This is a genomic window from Sphingopyxis sp. (assembly GCF_035998965.1).
In the GTDB taxonomy this organism is placed as follows: Bacteria; Pseudomonadota; Alphaproteobacteria; order Sphingomonadales; family Sphingomonadaceae; genus Sphingopyxis.
Window position 1 is genome coordinate 26,182 of record NZ_DASYHE010000092.1, and the last position, 16,362, is coordinate 42,543.

Annotated in this window: 23 protein-coding genes; 10 read left to right on the forward strand and 13 right to left on the reverse strand. The window is 62.5% G+C overall.

The window, feature by feature from the left end; translation table 11 throughout:
• Positions 1-20 precede the first annotated feature (20 nt).
• Positions 21-932 carry a transposase gene (locus VGN68_RS16105; RefSeq protein ID WP_327477956.1) on the forward strand — a complete coding sequence of 304 codons (912 nt, stop codon included), beginning with the start codon at positions 21-23 and terminating at the stop codon, positions 930-932.
• Positions 933-1,138: 206 nt separating this feature from the next.
• Here VGN68_RS16105 and VGN68_RS16110 read toward each other — a convergent pair whose 3' ends face one another.
• A complete protein-coding gene (locus VGN68_RS16110) occupies positions 1,139-2,506 on the reverse strand; it encodes an N-6 DNA methylase (protein ID WP_327477958.1) in 1,368 nt (455 codons plus the stop codon).
• A 518-nt stretch (positions 2,507-3,024) separates the two neighbouring features.
• On the opposite strand from VGN68_RS16110, the gene lepA reads away from it, so the two are divergent.
• From lepA to VGN68_RS16125, 3 genes are all read left to right on the forward strand, one after another.
• Positions 3,025-4,848 carry a translation elongation factor 4 gene (gene lepA, locus VGN68_RS16115; RefSeq protein WP_327477960.1) on the forward strand — a complete coding sequence of 608 codons (1,824 nt, stop codon included), beginning with the start codon at positions 3,025-3,027 and terminating at the stop codon, positions 4,846-4,848.
• 20 nt (positions 4,849-4,868) lie between these two features.
• Positions 4,869-5,786, forward strand: coding sequence for an alpha/beta hydrolase (locus VGN68_RS16120; RefSeq protein WP_327477963.1), 918 nt, complete (start codon positions 4,869-4,871; stop codon positions 5,784-5,786).
• Between the two features lie 69 nt (positions 5,787-5,855).
• A complete protein-coding gene (locus VGN68_RS16125) occupies positions 5,856-6,503 on the forward strand; it encodes a GNAT family N-acetyltransferase (RefSeq protein WP_327477965.1) in 648 nt (215 codons plus the stop codon).
• A gap of 224 nt (positions 6,504-6,727) precedes the next feature.
• Here the strand turns inward: VGN68_RS16125 and VGN68_RS16130 are convergent, their stop codons facing one another.
• The 3 genes from VGN68_RS16130 to VGN68_RS16140 all read right to left on the reverse strand — a co-directional run bounded on the left by VGN68_RS16130 (position 6,728) and on the right by VGN68_RS16140 (position 7,871).
• A complete protein-coding gene (locus VGN68_RS16130; protein WP_327477967.1) occupies positions 6,728-7,003 on the reverse strand; it encodes a hypothetical protein in 276 nt (91 codons plus the stop codon).
• 185 nt (positions 7,004-7,188) lie between these two features.
• Complete coding sequence (locus tag VGN68_RS16135; protein ID WP_088442398.1) at positions 7,189-7,488, reverse strand: DUF1153 domain-containing protein; 300 nt, start codon at positions 7,486-7,488, stop codon at positions 7,189-7,191.
• A 2-nt stretch (positions 7,489-7,490) separates the two neighbouring features.
• A complete protein-coding gene (locus VGN68_RS16140) occupies positions 7,491-7,871 on the reverse strand; it encodes a hypothetical protein (RefSeq protein ID WP_327477972.1) in 381 nt (126 codons plus the stop codon).
• A gap of 132 nt (positions 7,872-8,003) precedes the next feature.
• Between VGN68_RS16140 and mnmA the strand changes: the two genes are divergently transcribed.
• The 4 genes from mnmA to VGN68_RS16160 all read left to right on the forward strand — a co-directional run bounded on the left by mnmA (position 8,004) and on the right by VGN68_RS16160 (position 10,622).
• Positions 8,004-9,155, forward strand: coding sequence for a tRNA 2-thiouridine(34) synthase MnmA (mnmA, locus tag VGN68_RS16145; RefSeq protein WP_414713050.1), 1,152 nt, complete (start codon positions 8,004-8,006; stop codon positions 9,153-9,155).
• A gap of 66 nt (positions 9,156-9,221) precedes the next feature.
• Entirely contained in the window at positions 9,222-9,659 is a 438-nt protein-coding gene (locus VGN68_RS16150) for a hypothetical protein (RefSeq protein WP_327477974.1), read from the forward strand.
• A gap of 106 nt (positions 9,660-9,765) precedes the next feature.
• Positions 9,766-9,912 carry a hypothetical protein gene (locus VGN68_RS16155; RefSeq protein ID WP_327477976.1) on the forward strand — a complete coding sequence of 49 codons (147 nt, stop codon included), beginning with the start codon at positions 9,766-9,768 and terminating at the stop codon, positions 9,910-9,912.
• Between the two features lie 17 nt (positions 9,913-9,929).
• A complete protein-coding gene (locus tag VGN68_RS16160; RefSeq protein WP_327477978.1) occupies positions 9,930-10,622 on the forward strand; it encodes a DsbA family oxidoreductase in 693 nt (230 codons plus the stop codon).
• A gap of 20 nt (positions 10,623-10,642) precedes the next feature.
• Here the strand turns inward: VGN68_RS16160 and VGN68_RS16165 are convergent, their stop codons facing one another.
• On the reverse strand, positions 10,643-11,320 hold the full coding sequence (locus VGN68_RS16165; RefSeq protein WP_327477980.1) for a hypothetical protein: 678 nt from the start codon (positions 11,318-11,320) through the stop codon (positions 10,643-10,645).
• A gap of 146 nt (positions 11,321-11,466) precedes the next feature.
• Here VGN68_RS16165 and VGN68_RS16170 point away from each other — a divergent pair, with 146 nt between their 5' ends.
• Complete coding sequence (locus tag VGN68_RS16170; protein WP_327477982.1) at positions 11,467-11,706, forward strand: DUF2171 domain-containing protein; 240 nt, start codon at positions 11,467-11,469, stop codon at positions 11,704-11,706.
• A 91-nt stretch (positions 11,707-11,797) separates the two neighbouring features.
• Positions 11,798-12,352 (forward strand): hypothetical protein, encoded by a 555-nt coding sequence (locus VGN68_RS16175; protein WP_327477984.1) that lies wholly within the window; start codon positions 11,798-11,800, stop codon positions 12,350-12,352.
• Positions 12,353-12,413: 61 nt separating this feature from the next.
• Here VGN68_RS16175 and VGN68_RS16180 read toward each other — a convergent pair whose 3' ends face one another.
• The 8 genes from VGN68_RS16180 to VGN68_RS16215 all read right to left on the reverse strand — a co-directional run.
• A complete protein-coding gene (locus VGN68_RS16180; RefSeq protein WP_327477986.1) occupies positions 12,414-13,124 on the reverse strand; it encodes a hypothetical protein in 711 nt (236 codons plus the stop codon).
• Positions 13,125-13,395: 271 nt separating this feature from the next.
• Positions 13,396-13,680 carry a GIY-YIG nuclease family protein gene (locus tag VGN68_RS16185; protein ID WP_327478002.1) on the reverse strand — a complete coding sequence of 95 codons (285 nt, stop codon included), beginning with the start codon at positions 13,678-13,680 and terminating at the stop codon, positions 13,396-13,398.
• Positions 13,681-13,757: 77 nt separating this feature from the next.
• Positions 13,758-14,189: a hypothetical protein gene (locus VGN68_RS16190; protein WP_327477987.1), complete on the reverse strand. Its 432-nt coding sequence runs from the start codon at positions 14,187-14,189 to the stop codon at positions 13,758-13,760.
• Positions 14,186-14,518, reverse strand: coding sequence for a helix-turn-helix transcriptional regulator (locus VGN68_RS16195; RefSeq protein WP_327477989.1), 333 nt, complete (start codon positions 14,516-14,518; stop codon positions 14,186-14,188). Before VGN68_RS16195 ends, VGN68_RS16190 begins: the two co-directional genes overlap by 4 nt.
• A 40-nt stretch (positions 14,519-14,558) precedes the next feature.
• Positions 14,559-14,972: a hypothetical protein gene (locus VGN68_RS16200; RefSeq protein WP_327477991.1), complete on the reverse strand. Its 414-nt coding sequence runs from the start codon at positions 14,970-14,972 to the stop codon at positions 14,559-14,561.
• Between the two features lie 117 nt (positions 14,973-15,089).
• Complete coding sequence (locus tag VGN68_RS16205; protein WP_088442384.1) at positions 15,090-15,314, reverse strand: hypothetical protein; 225 nt, start codon at positions 15,312-15,314, stop codon at positions 15,090-15,092.
• Positions 15,311-15,565 carry a DUF2442 domain-containing protein gene (locus VGN68_RS16210; protein ID WP_327477995.1) on the reverse strand — a complete coding sequence of 85 codons (255 nt, stop codon included), beginning with the start codon at positions 15,563-15,565 and terminating at the stop codon, positions 15,311-15,313. The genes VGN68_RS16205 and VGN68_RS16210 overlap by 4 nt, the downstream gene beginning before the upstream one ends.
• Before the next feature lie 145 nt (positions 15,566-15,710).
• On the reverse strand, positions 15,711-16,362 hold a 652-nt coding region (locus VGN68_RS16215; RefSeq protein WP_327477997.1), incomplete at its 5' end, for a ribonucleotide-diphosphate reductase subunit beta.

Here is a 16,362-nt window from a genome sequence, read left to right on the forward strand (position 1 = left end):
AGGGGAGCAGAAAGCCCCCTATGCCCCGCGCCATAACCCCGCTCCCCGGTCCCGCACTCACCCTGACCGAAGTCACTGCCCAGCTCGACCAGCACGGCGTCGACCTTACCGACGAAGCCAGCATCCAACGCTGCGCCACCCTCCTCGCCGGCCTCGCCCAAAACCGCGACTTCCTCGCCGACCACCTCATCGCCGCGCTCCGATCCGACGCCGCCGACCCACAGCCCGCGAACCGCTATTCGGCGCAGGTCATCCTCCTCCACCGCAGCCCGCGCGGCTGGTATCTGCGCGCCAATATCTGGCCGGCCGCGACCGACGCCGCCTATCGGGCCAGCGGCGCCGCCGCCTTCTCCTACGGCGTCGCGCACGACCATAATTTCAACTTCCTCACCATCGGCTATTTCGGCCCCGGCTATGTCAGCGATGATTGGGAGGTCGATCCAGAGGCGATCGACGGCCGCCACGGCGAGCCGCTCAACCTGACCTTCACCGGGCGCAGCCAGCTTGGCGAAGGCCAGATGCGCCTCTATCGCGCCCACCGCGACCTCCATTGCCAGCACCCGCCGTCCAGCCTGTCGGTCAGCCTGAACATCATGGACGAGGGCGAGCACGTCCCCTGGCGCGACCAATATATCGTCGATCTGGGCCGCGAAGCGGGCGAGCGCGCGGGCCAGCCCCCCACCATAGCCCGCCGCCCGACGCTGACCAGCGGCGAACTGCTCCTACGATGCGCCGTCCACCTGAGCGCCGAGGCGCACGGCATCACCGACCATATCGCCCAGACGCACCCCGTCCAGAGAGTCCGCGCGAACGCCATCGCCGCGCTGGCGGCGGTGGCAGAGGGCGAGGGCCGGGCAGCGGTGCTGGAGCGGGGGATGCGCGATCACGATGCGCGGGTCCGGGACGATTGCAGGCGGTGGCTGGCCCGCTAATCCTCCCTGTGGCGAAGCCATGGGGAGGGGGACCGTTCGCGAAGCGAATGGTGGAGGGGCGGCGACGGCAGCGCCAAAGCCCCTCCGTCAGCGCTACGCGCTGCCACCTCCCCATCGCTACGCGACAGGGAGGATCAAACCCCAACCCACCAAATAATCTCACGCAAAGGCGCAAAGGCGCAATGCAAGACAGCCGCGAAGCCCGGCTATTCCGCTGCCGCCCACCCGCTCCGGTCCAGCGCCTTCATCGCCTCGGTAATCGCCACCGTATCGACGCTCAGGCTGCCGAGCAAGTCGAACTGATATCCCGAATGGATGCCCAGCCCGTCGACATTGTCCAGCGTGTCGACAAAGCACAGATTTTCGAACTCGGCGAACTGGCCGGTGATCGCCTGATATGTCGCCTCGATGTTCAGATTGGCCACATAATAGGGCAGGATCGCCACCTCATTGGCGTGCAGCTCTTCCTTGTACTTGCGGCGCAGCTTGTCGTGGTTGCCGCGAAAATATTCCAGCAGCTCGACGATGAAGGTGCCGGTGCCGGTCGCGGGGTCGAGGATCTCAACGCCTTGATCCTCCAGATTCTTGCCGAAATGCTTTTCGCACAGCCAGTCGGCGCTGCGGATCATGAACCGCACAATCTCGCCCGGCGTATAAACGACGCCCAGCCGGTCGGCGGCCTTCTTGTTGTACGCCTTGTAAAAATCCTCGTAGAGCGCCTTCAGAAATCCCTGTTTTTCCGAATGGCTCTGGATCAACGCGGCGGTGCTGGCGATGCCCGAATAATAAGGAGCGAGTGCGCGCAAGAGCTGCTGCTTTTCGCCGTGCCCGAACAACGCATCCTCGACCTTCTTCAGTTCGGCGGCGATATTATTGTGCTGGTGGAAATCGGGGTTGTCGAAAACCTTGGCAAAAATATCTTCGGTCAGGACATGCTGGATCAGCATTTCCTGCACATCCTCCTCGCTCACGATCGGATTGATCGCGTCGCGCGCGTGCTGCAGGAACGCCGCTTCGGCGGCGGAAAATTCGCGGCTGGCGGCGCGCTTTTCGGCGATCCGTTCGCGCAGCGCTTTCAAAATCTCGGGCAGGTCGGTGGCGAACTGTTTCACCGCCTTGTTGAAATCGGCAACCTCCTGCCGCTCGTGCGCGAAAAAGCGCGCGAGCAATTTCAGCAGGCTGTCGTCGTCAGCCTGCATATGGGCGCGCATGACCTCGGCGCCGTCCTGCCACAGCACGGCGGTGGCATCGTCGGTAAATATGATATTGTCGCGCGGATATCCCTTGCGGAACTTCGCCTCGATCTCTTTTTCCAGATCGTCGCTCTCATCCTTCGCCTCCCAATAGCCAAAGGGGACGCGCAGGCTGTGGAGCAGCGCTCCATCGACATAGATGCGGTTCATCGCCTTGGTGACGATGTCATGCTCGGCGATGAATTGCAGGTCGTGCGTCTTGCCCCAACGCTTGAGCAAATCCTTGAACGCCTCGCGCAACACGCTTTCGCGGCGGCTGCCCGACACGGCGCGCAGCCGGTCGAGTTCGGCGCGATACTCGTTAATCAGTTGCTGGCTCAAGAATATCTCCCCGCCTCGTCATGCCGCCGCCCAACGCTGCACGCAAAATCTTCGCGCCTTCGCGCCTTTGCGAGAGGCCATCTTCCTCCTCCTCCGCGCCCTCCGCGTCTCCGCGTGAAAAACCGCTTTCCTACATTATTCCGCCATGCCACCCTCTCGATCTGGCTCTTTGACTCGTCCGAATCCGCTGCTTCCCCGCGCGCCATACATCGCGGCCGCGCGCGACCTTTACGATCTTTCCCGCCCCCGCCGCGCTGGGCAACCTTGGCGACGTTTTGCGCCATGCCCGACCGCCAACCCTTTGTTTCCGGGGTCGATGCGGTGACAAGTTTGACAACTTCCGCCTGCCGGGGGGGCCCTTGGCGATCTGGGGTCAAAACAGACACACATTGGGCTGAACTTTCCTGAACTTTGGATCGCTAAAGCCACAAAGGACACAAATCCGATGCCCTCATGCGGGGCTTTTGTGGCTTTAAGAGCCTGCTGACAGCGCGCATTTCCCCTGCTAACGCGCCCGCATGACCACGCCCATGTCCCACATCCGTAACTTCTCCATCATCGCGCATATCGATCATGGCAAATCGACGCTCGCCGACCGGTTGATTCAGTTCACCGGCGGGCTGACCGCGCGCGAAATGTCGGCGCAGGTGCTCGACAATATGGACATCGAAAAAGAGCGCGGGATCACCATCAAGGCGCAGACGGTGCGCCTGAAATATAAGGCGCATGATGGCGAGACCTATGAGCTCAACCTGATGGACACCCCGGGCCATGTCGACTTCGCCTATGAAGTGTCGCGGTCGCTGGCGGCGTGCGAGGGCGCGTTGCTGGTCGTCGACGCGGCGCAGGGGGTCGAGGCGCAGACGCTGGCCAACGTCTATCAGTCGATCGAGCACGACCATGAAATCGTGCCGGTGATCAACAAGATCGACCTGCCCGCCGCCGACGTCGACAAGGTGAAGGCCGAGATCGAGGATATCATCGGGCTGCCCGCCGACAATGCCGTGCTCGCCTCGGCCAAATCGGGAATCGGGATTGAGGAAGCGCTCGAGGCGATCGTCACCCGCATCCCACCGCCGAAGGGCGACGCCAATGCACCGCTGACCGCGATGCTCGTCGACAGCTGGTACGACCCCTATCTGGGCGTCGTCATCCTGATCCGCGTCATCGACGGGGTGCTGAAAAAAGGCCAGCAGATCAAGTTCATGCAGGCGGGGACCACCCACCTGATCGACCGCGTCGGCTGTTTCACGCCCAAGATCGAGCAGCTTGCCGAGCTGGGTCCGGGCGAAATCGGCTTCATCACTGCGCAGATCAAGGACGTCGCACAGGCGCGCGTCGGCGACACCGTGACCGACGCCAAGCGCCCCGCGGCGGCGGCGCTGCCGGGGTTCAAGGAAGTCCAGCCGGTCGTGTTCTGCGGCATGTTCCCGACCGACGCCAACGACTTCGAGAAATTGCGCGAAAGCATCCAGAAGCTGCGCCTCAACGACGCGTCGTTCAGCTTCGAGATGGAGAGCAGCGCGGCGCTCGGCTTTGGCTTCCGCTGCGGCTTCCTTGGCTTGCTCCACCTCGAGATCATCCAGGAGCGGCTGACCCGCGAGTACGACCTCGACCTGATCACCACCGCGCCGTCGGTGGTGTACAAGCTCAAGCTCGGCCATACCAAGAACGAGGCGGCGAAGGAGATCGAGCTCCACAACCCCGCCGACATGCCCGACCCCAACCGCATCGACGAGATCCAGGAGCCGTGGATCGAGGCGGTGATTTATGTCCCCGACGAATATCTCGGGTCGATCCTGAAGCTGTGCCAGGATCGCCGCGGGGTGCAGAAGAACCTGACCTATGTCGGTGGCCGCGCCCAGATCACCTACGAACTGCCGCTCAACGAAGTCGTGTTCGATTTCTATGACCGGCTCAAGAGCATCAGCCGCGGCTATGCGTCATTCGACTATCACCAGATCGGCCACCGCCCCGGCGACCTCGTCAAGATGAGCATCCTCGTCAACAACGAGCCGGTCGATGCGCTGTCGATGATCGTCCACCGCGGCACCGCCGAGGTGCGCGGCCGCGGCATGTGCGAGCGGCTCAAAGATCTGATCCCGCGCCACATGTTCAAGATCCCGATCCAGGCCGCGATCGGCGGCAAGGTGATCGCCCGCGAAACCATCGCCGCGCTGCGCAAGGACGTGACCGCCAAATGCTATGGCGGCGACGCGACCCGCAAGAAGAAGCTGCTCGAAAAGCAGAAAGAGGGCAAAAAGCGGATGCGCGAATATGGCAACGTCAACATCCCGCAGGAGGCGTTCATCGCCGCGCTGCGGATGGGGGACGACGCCTGATCACGTTTGGCAAAGGTGCGGTGGCCGGGCTGGCGTTGCTGCTCGCCGCCTGCGCTCCGGCAGTCGTCGGGCCAGTGAAGGGAGAGCGCGCGGTGCGCGACAAGCCGATCATGACCTGGCCCGACCTGCTGACCCGCGCCAAACCGGCGCCCGACGCGACCGTCCGCTATGGCGAGGATGCGTTGCAGATCGTCGATGTGTGGGTGCCGAAGGGGCAGGGACCGAACCCCGCGGTGATCATGATCCACGGCGGCTGCTGGCAGACGTCGGTGGCGGAGCGGGACATCATGAACTGGATCGCTGACGATTTGCGGTCGCACGGGGTCGGGGTGTGGAACATCGAATATCGCGGCGTCGACCGCGGCGGCGGGATGCCGGGAACCTATGAAGACGTCGCCCGCGCCGCCGACCTGTTCATGGTCGAGGGGGCGAAGCATGGCTTTGACACCGGCGGGACCCGGATTGCCATCGGGCATAGCGCCGGCGGCCATCTGGCGCTGTGGCTGGCGCGGCGCCCGGCGCTGGCGGCGGACGATGCGCTGCGCGGCGCGAATCCGATCCGCATCGATCTCGCCATTAGCCAGGGCGGGCTCCCCGACCTGCGCGCGGGCGCGGCCAGCACCGGCCATGCGTGCGGCGCTGACGCCCCGGCAGCGATGGCGCGCGGCGACTATGCCCGCACCTCGCCCCCAGAAATGCCGCTCGGCAGCGCGCGCGAACTGCAGTTCAACAACGACCGCGATCATGTAACCCCGCCCGCGACCGGCGCCGCTTACAGCAGCGCAATGGCAAACCGCGGCGTGACGGTGCCGATGGAAATAACCGCCGGCGAAGGTCATGTCGAACTGATCGCGCCCGACAGCGTCAGCTGGGCGAAGCAGCGCGGCGCAATCTTGACAGCGCTGGGACGGTCCGTCGCTGCGCCCACATCGCGATAACGATCCGCAACGAACGGCATTTGCCAGCCGGGCTTGCGGTGCCTATCATGACCCAACTGGGAGGCCGCGATGACCGCGACGGACGGACAGGCGCCACGACGGGCCAAGGCGATCGAGGATATCGCAGTGCATAGCGCGCTGAACGACGGGACCGTGGTGTGCCTGCGCACGATCACGCCGGACGATGAGCAATTGCTGCGCGACGGCATCGCCAAATTGTCCGCGGAATCGCGCTATCTTCGCTTTTTCTCGCCCGTTCCGGTCCTGCCCGATGCGGTGATCGAGCGGCTGGTCGATGTCGATGGCCATCACCATATCGCATGGGGAGCGATCTGCACCGAATGCGAGGGGCAACCGGCGATCGGTGCGGTTCATGCGGTGCGTTATCGTGATGGCGGCCGCGCGGGCGAGTTTTCGGTCGCCGTAGTCGATGAATTTCAGGGGCAGGGGCTGGCGCGGATGATGACCGCGGCGCTGCTTGTCCACTGTCTGTCGGAGGGGCTGGCTGTGCTCGACGTCCATATATTGTCGGAAAATGCTGCCGCGAAGCGATTGGTCAAATCGCTCAATGCCGAATGGACCGGAGAGTCGGCCGGGGTGGCCGAATATCGGCTCGAAGTGGCGTCAGGGCTGGCAGCGCTCCGCGCCGATACCGAAGCGCCGGGGGTGCAGGATGTCCTGCGTGCGCTCGACCCCGGTACGAAAGGCGCTGCCTAGTCCCTCCCGCCGCCGGGGGTCGCTACCGGCGCCGGGAGGGTAGGCCGTGGCACAATAACGCCAAAACGCTCTGCCACGCTGCCCCCCATAGCGGGGATAGGATTACAAAGTGGTGACGGGCGTCACACGCGGTTCGACATGAGGGAAAAAGCTGCCACCCACGACAAAGGGCGCCGGAACTATGTTCCAGCGCCCTTCACCCTGCCTGTTTAGGGACGGCAGTATTATTTCTTCTGCGTGTCGCCGACGCCGGTTTCCGACGGAGCGATTTCGCCGTTGTCGTCCATGGCGTTGGCCTTTTCTTCGCCCATTTCTTCGACGACATCAGCCTTGTTTTCCATGGCTTCCTTGGCGGGGCCTTCGGGCATGGCATCGGCCTGATCGTCGATCACTTCAGCCTGTGCTTCGGCCTGATCTTCGACCTTGTCGGCAGCGGGGCTCTGGCAAGCGCCAAGAGCGAGGGCCGAAGTGGCAGCGAGGGTAATGAACATCTTACGCATAATCGAGTGACTCCCAAAGTTGACTCCGGGGCTTAACGCGGGGTGAACGATAGGGTTGCAACGAAAACGTCAAATAGCCGAAACGGGTCAGAATTTTCGGATCGTACGGGCGGATTATATGCGCGGCAGGCAAAAAAGAGGACGCCGTAGCGCCCTCTTTGGTCGGATGTTTCGCGCGAGCGCGATCAGAAGCGCTGTTGGCGCTCGTAGAGATCGCGGTAGTGCTGGATGCGCGTGACGCGCAGCCCTGGCATGCCGCTGCGATCAATCGACCGCTGCCAGCTGGCAAATTCTTCAAGCGTCAGGCTGTAGCGTTCGCACGCTTCATCGACGCTGAGCAGGCCGCCATTGACCGCCGCAACAACCTCGGCCTTGCGGCGCACGACCCAGCGGGTCGTCGATGGCGGCGGCAGCGAGTCGATCGTCAGCGGTTCGCCAAGGGGGCCGATGACCTGAGCCGGACGGATTTTCTGATTCTCGATCATATTCATTCCATGGTTTCGACGTCGGGGGGGAATTTGTCCGACGCATTTGTCTCTAAATCGGAGGGACTCAACATCGGCTGAAATCCTCTGGTAAACAGGTCATTCATAGTTTCGGGCAAAGCGTTCACCCCGTCCGACAGGTCGAAGAAACGAATGATGCGCGTGGTCTTTTGTTCCTGGGTACGCCCCTTTCCACCCAGCATTTGGCGCAGCGCGTTAAGCGTTGCGCCATGTGCTTGACGACTCGCCTGAGCACGCAGCAACCTTACGGTCGGCTGCGCTGCCTGCCGCGCGCTCGACACCGCCAAGATGATGTCAAAGCCCGGTTTTGACAGGCTGGCTGCGCCGGCAAGGCGCGGAAATTCGGACGGGGCCATGTTCATAACGCCGGTCTAGCGCGAACCGCCTAAGGTCACGTAAATGCCCATTTCATGCCTTGTTAGCGAAGCTTAACCCCCGTCAATATCTTGACACGAGCGGCGGAAAAGCTGGCTTTTTTGGCTTTGCATCCCTAGATGACGCGCATCATGGCGACGATGATTTCTTCTGCCGGGCTTGCCCAGGCTGACTTCCAGCTGGCGATACCGCTGAAAGATCGGCGAATCGTCGTCGCGATGTCGGGCGGAGTCGATTCGAGCGTGGTCGCCGCGCTCGCGGCGCGGTCAGGCGCCGAAGTGATCGGGGTCACCCTCCAGCTGTATGATCATGGCGCCAAGGCGAAGCGTGTCGGCGCCTGCTGCGCCGGACAGGACATCAAAGACGCGCGCGCGGTCGCCGACCGGCTGGGCTTTGCGCATCACGTCTATGACCATGAAAGCCGGTTTCGCGACACCGTGATCGATCAGTTTGCGGACGAATATCTGAACGGGCGAACGCCGATCCCCTGCGTGCGTTGCAACATGGGCGTGAAGTTTACCGACCTGTTTGCGCTGGCCAAAGAGCTTGGAGCCGACTGCCTTGCGACCGGCCATTATGTCCGGCGCATGATGGGACCGAACGGTGCCGAACTGCACCGCGCGGTCGATCCCGCGCGCGACCAGAGTTATTTCCTGTTTGCGACAACGCAGGATCAGCTCGATTTCCTGCGCTTTCCGCTGGGCGGGATGGAAAAAAGCGTCGTGCGCGAAATCGCGCGCGACATGGGGCTGGGTGTTGCGGGCAAGCCCGACAGTCAGGACATCTGTTTTGTCCCGGACGGAGATTACGCGACACTGGTGCGCAAGTTGCGTCCTGAGGCCGATGACCAGGGCGAGATTGTCCATATCGATGGCACGGTGCTGGGCGCGCACAAGGGACTGATCCACTACACCGTCGGCCAGCGCCGCGGGATCGAGATCGGCGGGCAGGCCGAGCCGCTCTATGTCGTGCGGCTTGACGCCGCGGCCAAGCAGGTGATCGTCGGGCCGCGCCGCGCGCTTGCGGTATCGGCGGCGCGGCTGGGCGAAGCGAACTGGCTGGCGGCGGTCGATGGCCGCGAGGTATTCGCGAAGGTGCGCAGCATGGCGCGGCCCGTACCGGCGCGCGTGGTCGGCGACCGGCTGATCTTCAACGACGCCGAATATGGCGTCGCGCCGGGACAGGCCGCGGTGCTTTACGATGCGGCGGACGAAAGCCGCGTGCTGGGCGGCGGCTGGATCGAAGAGACCTTTGCCGCCGACGCACGATAAGCCGGTGCAACCATTGACATTCCCGCCTGTTGGTTCAGCTTGGACGACAGCAACGGGGAGACAATCATGACCAACTGGATCTGGCGCGGCGCGGTGCTTCTGTGGGCCGCCTTTTTTGCGATCGTCGGTTTGCGGGGGCTGTTCGATCCGGCGAGCTATTCCGAAACCTTCAACTTTGCGATCACCGGGGTTGCGATCAATACGCTGCGCGCCGATTTATCAGCCTTCTTCATCGTTGCGTCGGGCGCGGCGGTGCTGGGCGCACTGGTTCCGGGCTGGGTGCGCGCCTTGCTGGTTCCAGCGGCGCTGTTTGGCACCGCGTTCGCTGGCCGTCTGATCGGCGCCGCCATGGGCGATCCGACCAATTGGGGCATCATCCAGGCGATGATTGTTGAGGCGCTGACGGTCGTGCTGATGCTGGCTAGTTGGTGGGCGCTGTCGCGACCCGCGACGGTCCCGGATTCCGCGTTCAACGCGGGGGGGGCGGACAATATCGCGGCATAGAGTCGCGTCTAGGCCAAGCGGACAGGGCGCTGTTCTTGTCTTTTTAGTCATTTTGTGACCACATCGCTGCCGGGTCGCTTCTTTTCCTTATCTGGTGGAGGGGCGTATGACAGCCGAGGATGACAAGCGGGCGCGTTCGGACAGGCGGTCGGCCGAAAGGCGCGTCGCCGACGATCCCGATTTCAAGGGGCCGGAGCGTCGCAAGGACGACCGGCGCACGGGCAAGGATCGCCGGTCACCCGACGGGGCGTGACGGGCAGGAGATTTTCGTTGGCCGAACCGAGCGTGCCGCGTCTGAGCGTCGATATCGTGTCCGACGTGATGTGTCCCTGGTGCATCATCGGCTGGCTGAAATTTCAGAGCGTGATGACGCATTTCGAAGGTCGGCTGGACTTCCGCGTTCAGTGGCACCCGTTCGAGCTCAATCCCGACATGCCGCCCGAGGGCGAGGATGCCGCCGAGCATGTGATGCGCAAATATGGCATAACCGTCGAACAGAGCCGCGCGAACAGCGGAAAGATGGCGGGCATTGCGGCCGACCTCGGCTTTGTCTTTAACCGCGGCCCCGAATTCCGGATGCGCAACAGTTTCGACGCACACCGTCTTCTGACATGGGCGGGGGCGCTGGAAGAGCCTGAGCAGGCGGCAGCGACGGGCGTGCAGACGGCGCTGAAGCTGGCGCTGTTTGCGGCGCATTTCACCGACAATCGCGACGTCAGCGATCATGGCGTGCTGGCCGACGTCGCCGCGTCGGTCGGGCTCGACCGCGGCCGTGCCGCCTCGATCCTGGCATCGGGCGAGTTTGGCGAGATGGTTCGCACGGAAGAAGCCTATTGGGCCGACCAGAATATTACCGGCGTCCCGGCCTTCATCCTGGACGGCCGGATGCTGATCCCCGGTGCGCAGGATCCTGAGGTGTTCATTCGCGTCATCGAGAAGAAGGTGCTCGCCGCCGCCGCGTGATTGGTGAGGCTACCATCCGATCACTGGTCTGCGGCTTCGTCGAGAGCCGGCGGCAATTTCTCGCGCAGCGGCGCGTTGGGTCCGGCGAGTTGGCGGGCGATGTCGGCGGCGATCAGTTGCGCCACCGGATTGTCGCGCTCGGCAGCATATTCGTCGCGGCGCGCGGTCAGGTAAGCGGTGCGGTCGCCGGCGGGTAGTACCGCGGCTTCGGCATAGAGGCGGACGACTTGCAACCACGGGGCTTCGTCGGTCAGCACATCTTCGGCCCAGCGGCTGAACGGTCCGCCCGCGGCGCGCCAATGATCGCCCTGCCATTTCAGGAAGAACAACACGCGCGAGCCGCGCGGGAAGGTGTAGCGATTGCACGCACCCGCCAGGCTTTGCGGATGCGCGTCCTTCAGTTCGTAGGGATTGCTGAGCAGCGCTTCTTCGCCGCTGGCGATCGATCCCGGCATCGCGAGCGGGCCGGTCGGCATTTCGCCCTTGATCGCCGCCAGCGGCTGGACCTCGATCTGCTGTTCGGAGGTGCTGTCGGGCGCGAAATCGCCCTCCGACACCGTGGCGAGCAGGATCAGGTCGGCGTCGGCGACCAGCTCGATGTTCGTCGGGACGCGGTATCCCGGCGCAACCGAACAGGCGATGGCGGGCAGCGGCATGGCGAGCAACAGGATGGCGACAAAGGCAGCGGAAAAGCGCATGGTATGCAGGCTAGGCCTTTGCGCGGCGCTTGGGAAGCGGCGCGGCTTTCGGGCGGCTCGTCGGCGGGTCGGGATCGAACGCCGCCGCGGGGCGTATCTGGCAAGACCTTCGCGGGCTGTCCCGCAAAGCGGCAAGGAGAATGACGATGGCTGAGCATGACCATAGCGCGATCAAGGAACATATGACGATTATCGGCGCCGACGGCGTCCATGTCGGGACGGTCGATCGTCTCGATGGCGAGCGGATCAAGATGGCGAAGAGCGACAGCGCCGACGGCAAGCATCACTACCTGCCCGCCGGCTTGGTCGCGGCCGTCGAAGGCGACACGATCCGCTTGTCGGCGACCGGTGCGACCGCGGTCGGCCTGTTCGAAGAGGCCGAATAACCGGCACGATCATCCGGGGTTGGGTGCGCGATAGCGCGCGTCGGCCCCGAAACTGGCCCGCTCCCCGCGTCCCTCGGAGCGGGCCATTTTCATGTCAGATACGGGCCGCGACTGGCGCTGCGCGGCGGCGATGGCTATAGGCGCGGCGATGGCGCGGTGGGACCACAGGATAGTCGTGATCGGGCGGTTACAGGCGAAGCCGCTGGCGGCGGGGCAATTGCTGTGCGCGCTGGCGCTGGTCGGCTTGCTGATCCGGCAGGCGCAGGGCGAGCAGGCGGGTGAGATCATCCGCAGCATCCTGTTCGGCAATCTGATCGTGACCGCGCTGATCGTGGCAGCGGCGCTGGGGCTGGTGCATTTCCACCGGCTGTGGCGGCAGCGCGAGGCGTATATCTTTCACGACGGCGCGCGGCTGTACCGCGGCAGTTCGGACAGCTGGCCGCTGAGCCTGATCCGCGATGTCGTGATCTCGCGCAATGAAATCGGTATCGAATCGCTGCGGCTGGTCGTCGACGACGACAGCGAAGTGACGCGCGAGCTGGTCAAGCTGGCGCTGCTGGCGGATGCGCCCGAGGCGGTGCGCGGCGGGGTGATGTTCGCGGTCGCGGGGGTGCGCGGATTTCCGAGCGGATCGGTACTGAATTAGGCGGGCTGCGCGCCAAAGTTCAGCAAAGTTCAGCCCAACGACGCGGTGCACGCGTCAAAGTTCAGGAAAGGTCAGCCTCATCCCACGCCGCCCCCACGGGCGGGGTCGCGGGAGGCACCAGCGCTGTGTCCGCATCGTCGCGATACCAGCGCGGCAGTTCGCCGTCGCACAGATCGGTAACCTCTAACGCCACCGCAAGATCGTCGGGCGCCATCAGCGCCGCGGGCGCGGCGGGCGGTTCGGGATGGAGGTGGACAAGCGCCTCGGCGACCGGGGTCGCGGCAGGGGCGGGTGCCGCGGCGCCCTCACGGAAGCGGTCGGGGCCATAGGCGCGGATCAGGAACATCAGCAACCGGTCGCTGTGGCGCAGGCGGCGGCCGACGCGGTTGCCGTCGCGGTCGAACACCGGCTCTTCGCTGCCGACCAGCGCGCGTTCGAACGCGGCGTCGAGCAATCTCTTCGACGCCGCATCGATCGCCGCGGACCAGGCGCGGTCGAATGCCTCCGCGCCCGGCGACCGGCGCAGGCGATAGGCGGAGGATTCGGACATGCCGACCTGCCGCGTCGCGGTGGCGACCGAGCCGCTATCAGCCAGCGTCTCGATAAACGCGCGCTGTTTATCGGGCGACCAGCCATCCTTGCGGCGCTTTTTCAGCACCGGCACCCAGTCGTAAGCGGCGGGGTCGTGGCCATGTGCGTCGAGCGCGGGGGTGGATGCGGGGACGGCGGCGGCGGCCGCGTCGGGCGAAGGGATGGGGGCGATGTGGCTCATCTGCCAGTTTGGAGCATATGGGAATAATGTAGGAAAGGGGTTTTTGAGGTGGGGTGTTCGAAATAGGATTTGGGGGGGTGAGCGTGTGGGCTGGGGTGCGGTGCTCCGGTCTGATGCTGGCGATTTTTGATTTCACATAAAGGCACAAAGGCACGAAGAATTGCGCCTCCTCGTCATCCCGGACTTGATCCGGGATCCATGCGGCGAGGCAGGAATGGATGCCGGATCAAGTCCGGCATGACGAACGAGGGGACCGTGTAAAGGTTCGGCGCTACCCCCCCAACGGCGGCAACCCCAATTCCTCGGCCAGATCGCGCCATTCCGGGTTCGCCGCCTCGATCAACGCGATCTTCCACTTGCGCTGCCAGCTCTTGATCGGCTTCTCGCGCGTGATCGCGGCGTGCATCATCCCGGCGCGTTCGAACCAGACGAGCGTTTTGACGCCATAGCGTTTGGTGAAGCCGTCGAAACTGCCGTCGCGGTGCTGGGCGATGCGCTGGATCAGGTGCGAGGTGACGCCGGTGTAGAGCGTGCCGTGCCGTGCGCTCGCCGTGATGTAGACGCAGGCGGGAAGTCGGCGTGCATGGGGTGGAAACTAGGGCGGCGATGGACCCCAGATCAAATCCGGTGCTTTTAGGATTCAATCTCCATCAGGCTCCCAGCCTTTATTTTGATAAAATCGGAACAATCTCCTGCCTCGAATTTGAACTCCAAGATATCTCCTTCGTCAAATTCCAAATTATCTAGCGCAAGATTTGAAAAAACTGACCAGTCAAAATCTAGGTCGTTGTCATCTTCATTGCGGCTATATTCAACAGAGAATGATCTTGATTTTTCTTCATCAACAATATTTGACTTTCTATCCCATTTCATAGTCAGCTTGGCAGTGATTTCTGATATTTCCTTGCTGATCCTAATTATAGTAACAACGTGCATTCGTTCCATGGTCAAAGGATATTCAACCGGATGAAAAATGGGAGACATAAGGCCAAGTATCATCGGCGTGCCGTTTGCCTCCCATCTTATATCCTCACAAGCAAACATGCTTACCCTAATGTTCGTCATGAGAGCGCCTCGAAAAGGGCATTAAAATCTACGTCGAGTGCAGCGGATAGTTTTTGAATATTTTCAAAAGAAGGTTTCTCGTTACGCGATTCCCAGCTGGAGAGCCTTGGCTGAGACGTTCCCACTAAGTCCGCAAGGTCGGCTTGGCTCATTCCTGCTTGTAGTCTCAGTTTAGCTAGACCTTTGGGTTTGGCCTCCGCCGAATCCCGCCTTGCAGCGCAAAGCTCATCGCGAGTCACGGAATCTCGGTATTCATCAAGAAGGGCGTCGAGGGATATGAATCCGTCAGGTACGCTATCAAATTTGGCAAGGTCAAACTTTTGCCACATCCGTGCACTGCGAACCGTGTCGATGTTCCAAGTGCGGCGTCTAGTGACCGAAGCGGTAGAAACCGAGTTTCTCATAGCTCGCTTTTAATCTTTCAATTAGTTTCGGATCATTTTGGTAATCTTGGGATCGTTCCATGATCGCCAAAATTGCAATTTCCCGATTTCGGTGGTCCGCGGCTGTGAGTATTCGCCAGCCATGTATTTCTACCAATTTGAGGCGAAACACATTGTATTTCCTGTCTTGGAGAAACCAAAATGGAGATATGTTTTCGATTGTTTCGTCAGCGAAATGTTCATCAGCCAATTTGGCACAATCATCGATACTGCCCTTGAGTTCTTCGAGAAAGACATAGAGCTTCGCAAATGCATATCGATCCTTGGTTCGAACCTGCGCCAAATCACCACTGACATGCCCATCGACGATGAGCTTGTAGCGGCGTTCAACGGACGACATATATCACTTCCAGTATAATTGCAATGCGGCCTGATGCAAACTCCAACTCGGGGACCTGTAGAAAAAATGCGCTCATGCTTTATTGTAGCCTGCCAGCCCCTTTTATCGGTAGTTGCCTCAAACCGAAAACCCGCCCGCATTGCGCCGGTTTGAGCTTGCCGCCAGCACCTTCTTGCCCTGCGGGGTCAGCGCCCATTTGGCGCCCTGTTTCACCACCAGTCCCAGCGTGACGAGTTCGTCGCGGATCGGATCGGTGGGGAGTTGGGGGCGGCGGTTCGACAGGCCTTCGAGCGTCGAACGCTGCGGCTGGCTGAGGATGATGAGTTTCTGTTTTTCGGTCATGCGGCTTCTTTCCGGTTGCGTGTCTGGTCGCCGCGGCCGGCGATCAGGCCGGCGATGGAGATGTCTTCGTCGATCTCTTCCCAATGCAGTCCGGCGCGGCTGAGCGAAACGGCTTCGCGTTGGGCGGGAGTGGCGTGGAGGAGGCGCGGGAACCAGGCAAGCGGAATGCCCAGGGTGCGACCGTCCTCCAGATCGACCCAGAAGCTGTCGTCGTCGAAGCGAACCGCGACGGGTTCAGGAGAAATGCTCATTCTGCGCCCTTCCGATCTGCTTGCGTTGCTCCAGTATCACCTTGTTCAGAAGCCGAAACTGTCGGCGTCCTTGCCCACCCCGCTACACTAAGCCAGCAAGCTGGCAAGTTTCGCTGCCCCTCCCGCAAGCGGGAGGGGGTTTATCTTACTCTGCCGCGATCCCTGCCTTCGCGAACATATCCTCGCCGTCGGTTTCGGCGGTGATCACCGGGGCGAGGTCGTCGTTCGCCTTGGCTTTCTTGCGGTTGTCGAAGCTGGACCAGACATTGTTCCACTCGCCGCGCGTCGCGCCCTTGCTATATTCGGTCGCGCGGGTTTCGAAGAAGTTGGCGTGCTCGACGCCGTTGAGCAGCGGGGCGAGCCAGGGGAGCGGGTGTTCCTCGATCATGTAGATCGGCGCGAACCCCAGCTGGCCGAGGCGCCAGTCGGCGATGTAGCGGATGTAGCGCTTGATTTCCTTGGGCGTCATGCCGGGGACGGGGCCCTGTTCGAACGCCAGGTCGATGAACGCATCCTCGAGCCGCACCGTTTTCTGGCAGGTGTCGATGATGTCTTCCTTCACCGCCTTGGTCAGGCAGTCGCGTTCCTTGGTGAAGGTGTGGAACAGCTTGATGATGCCTTCGCAATGCAGGCTTTCGTCGCGGATCGACCAGCTGACGATCTGGCCCATGCCCTTCATCTTGTTGAAGCGCGGGAAGTTCATCAGCATCGCGAAGCTGGCGAAGAGCTGCAAGCCTTCGGTAAAGCCGCCGAACATCGCGAGGGTGCGCGCGATATCCTCGTCATTGTCGACGCCG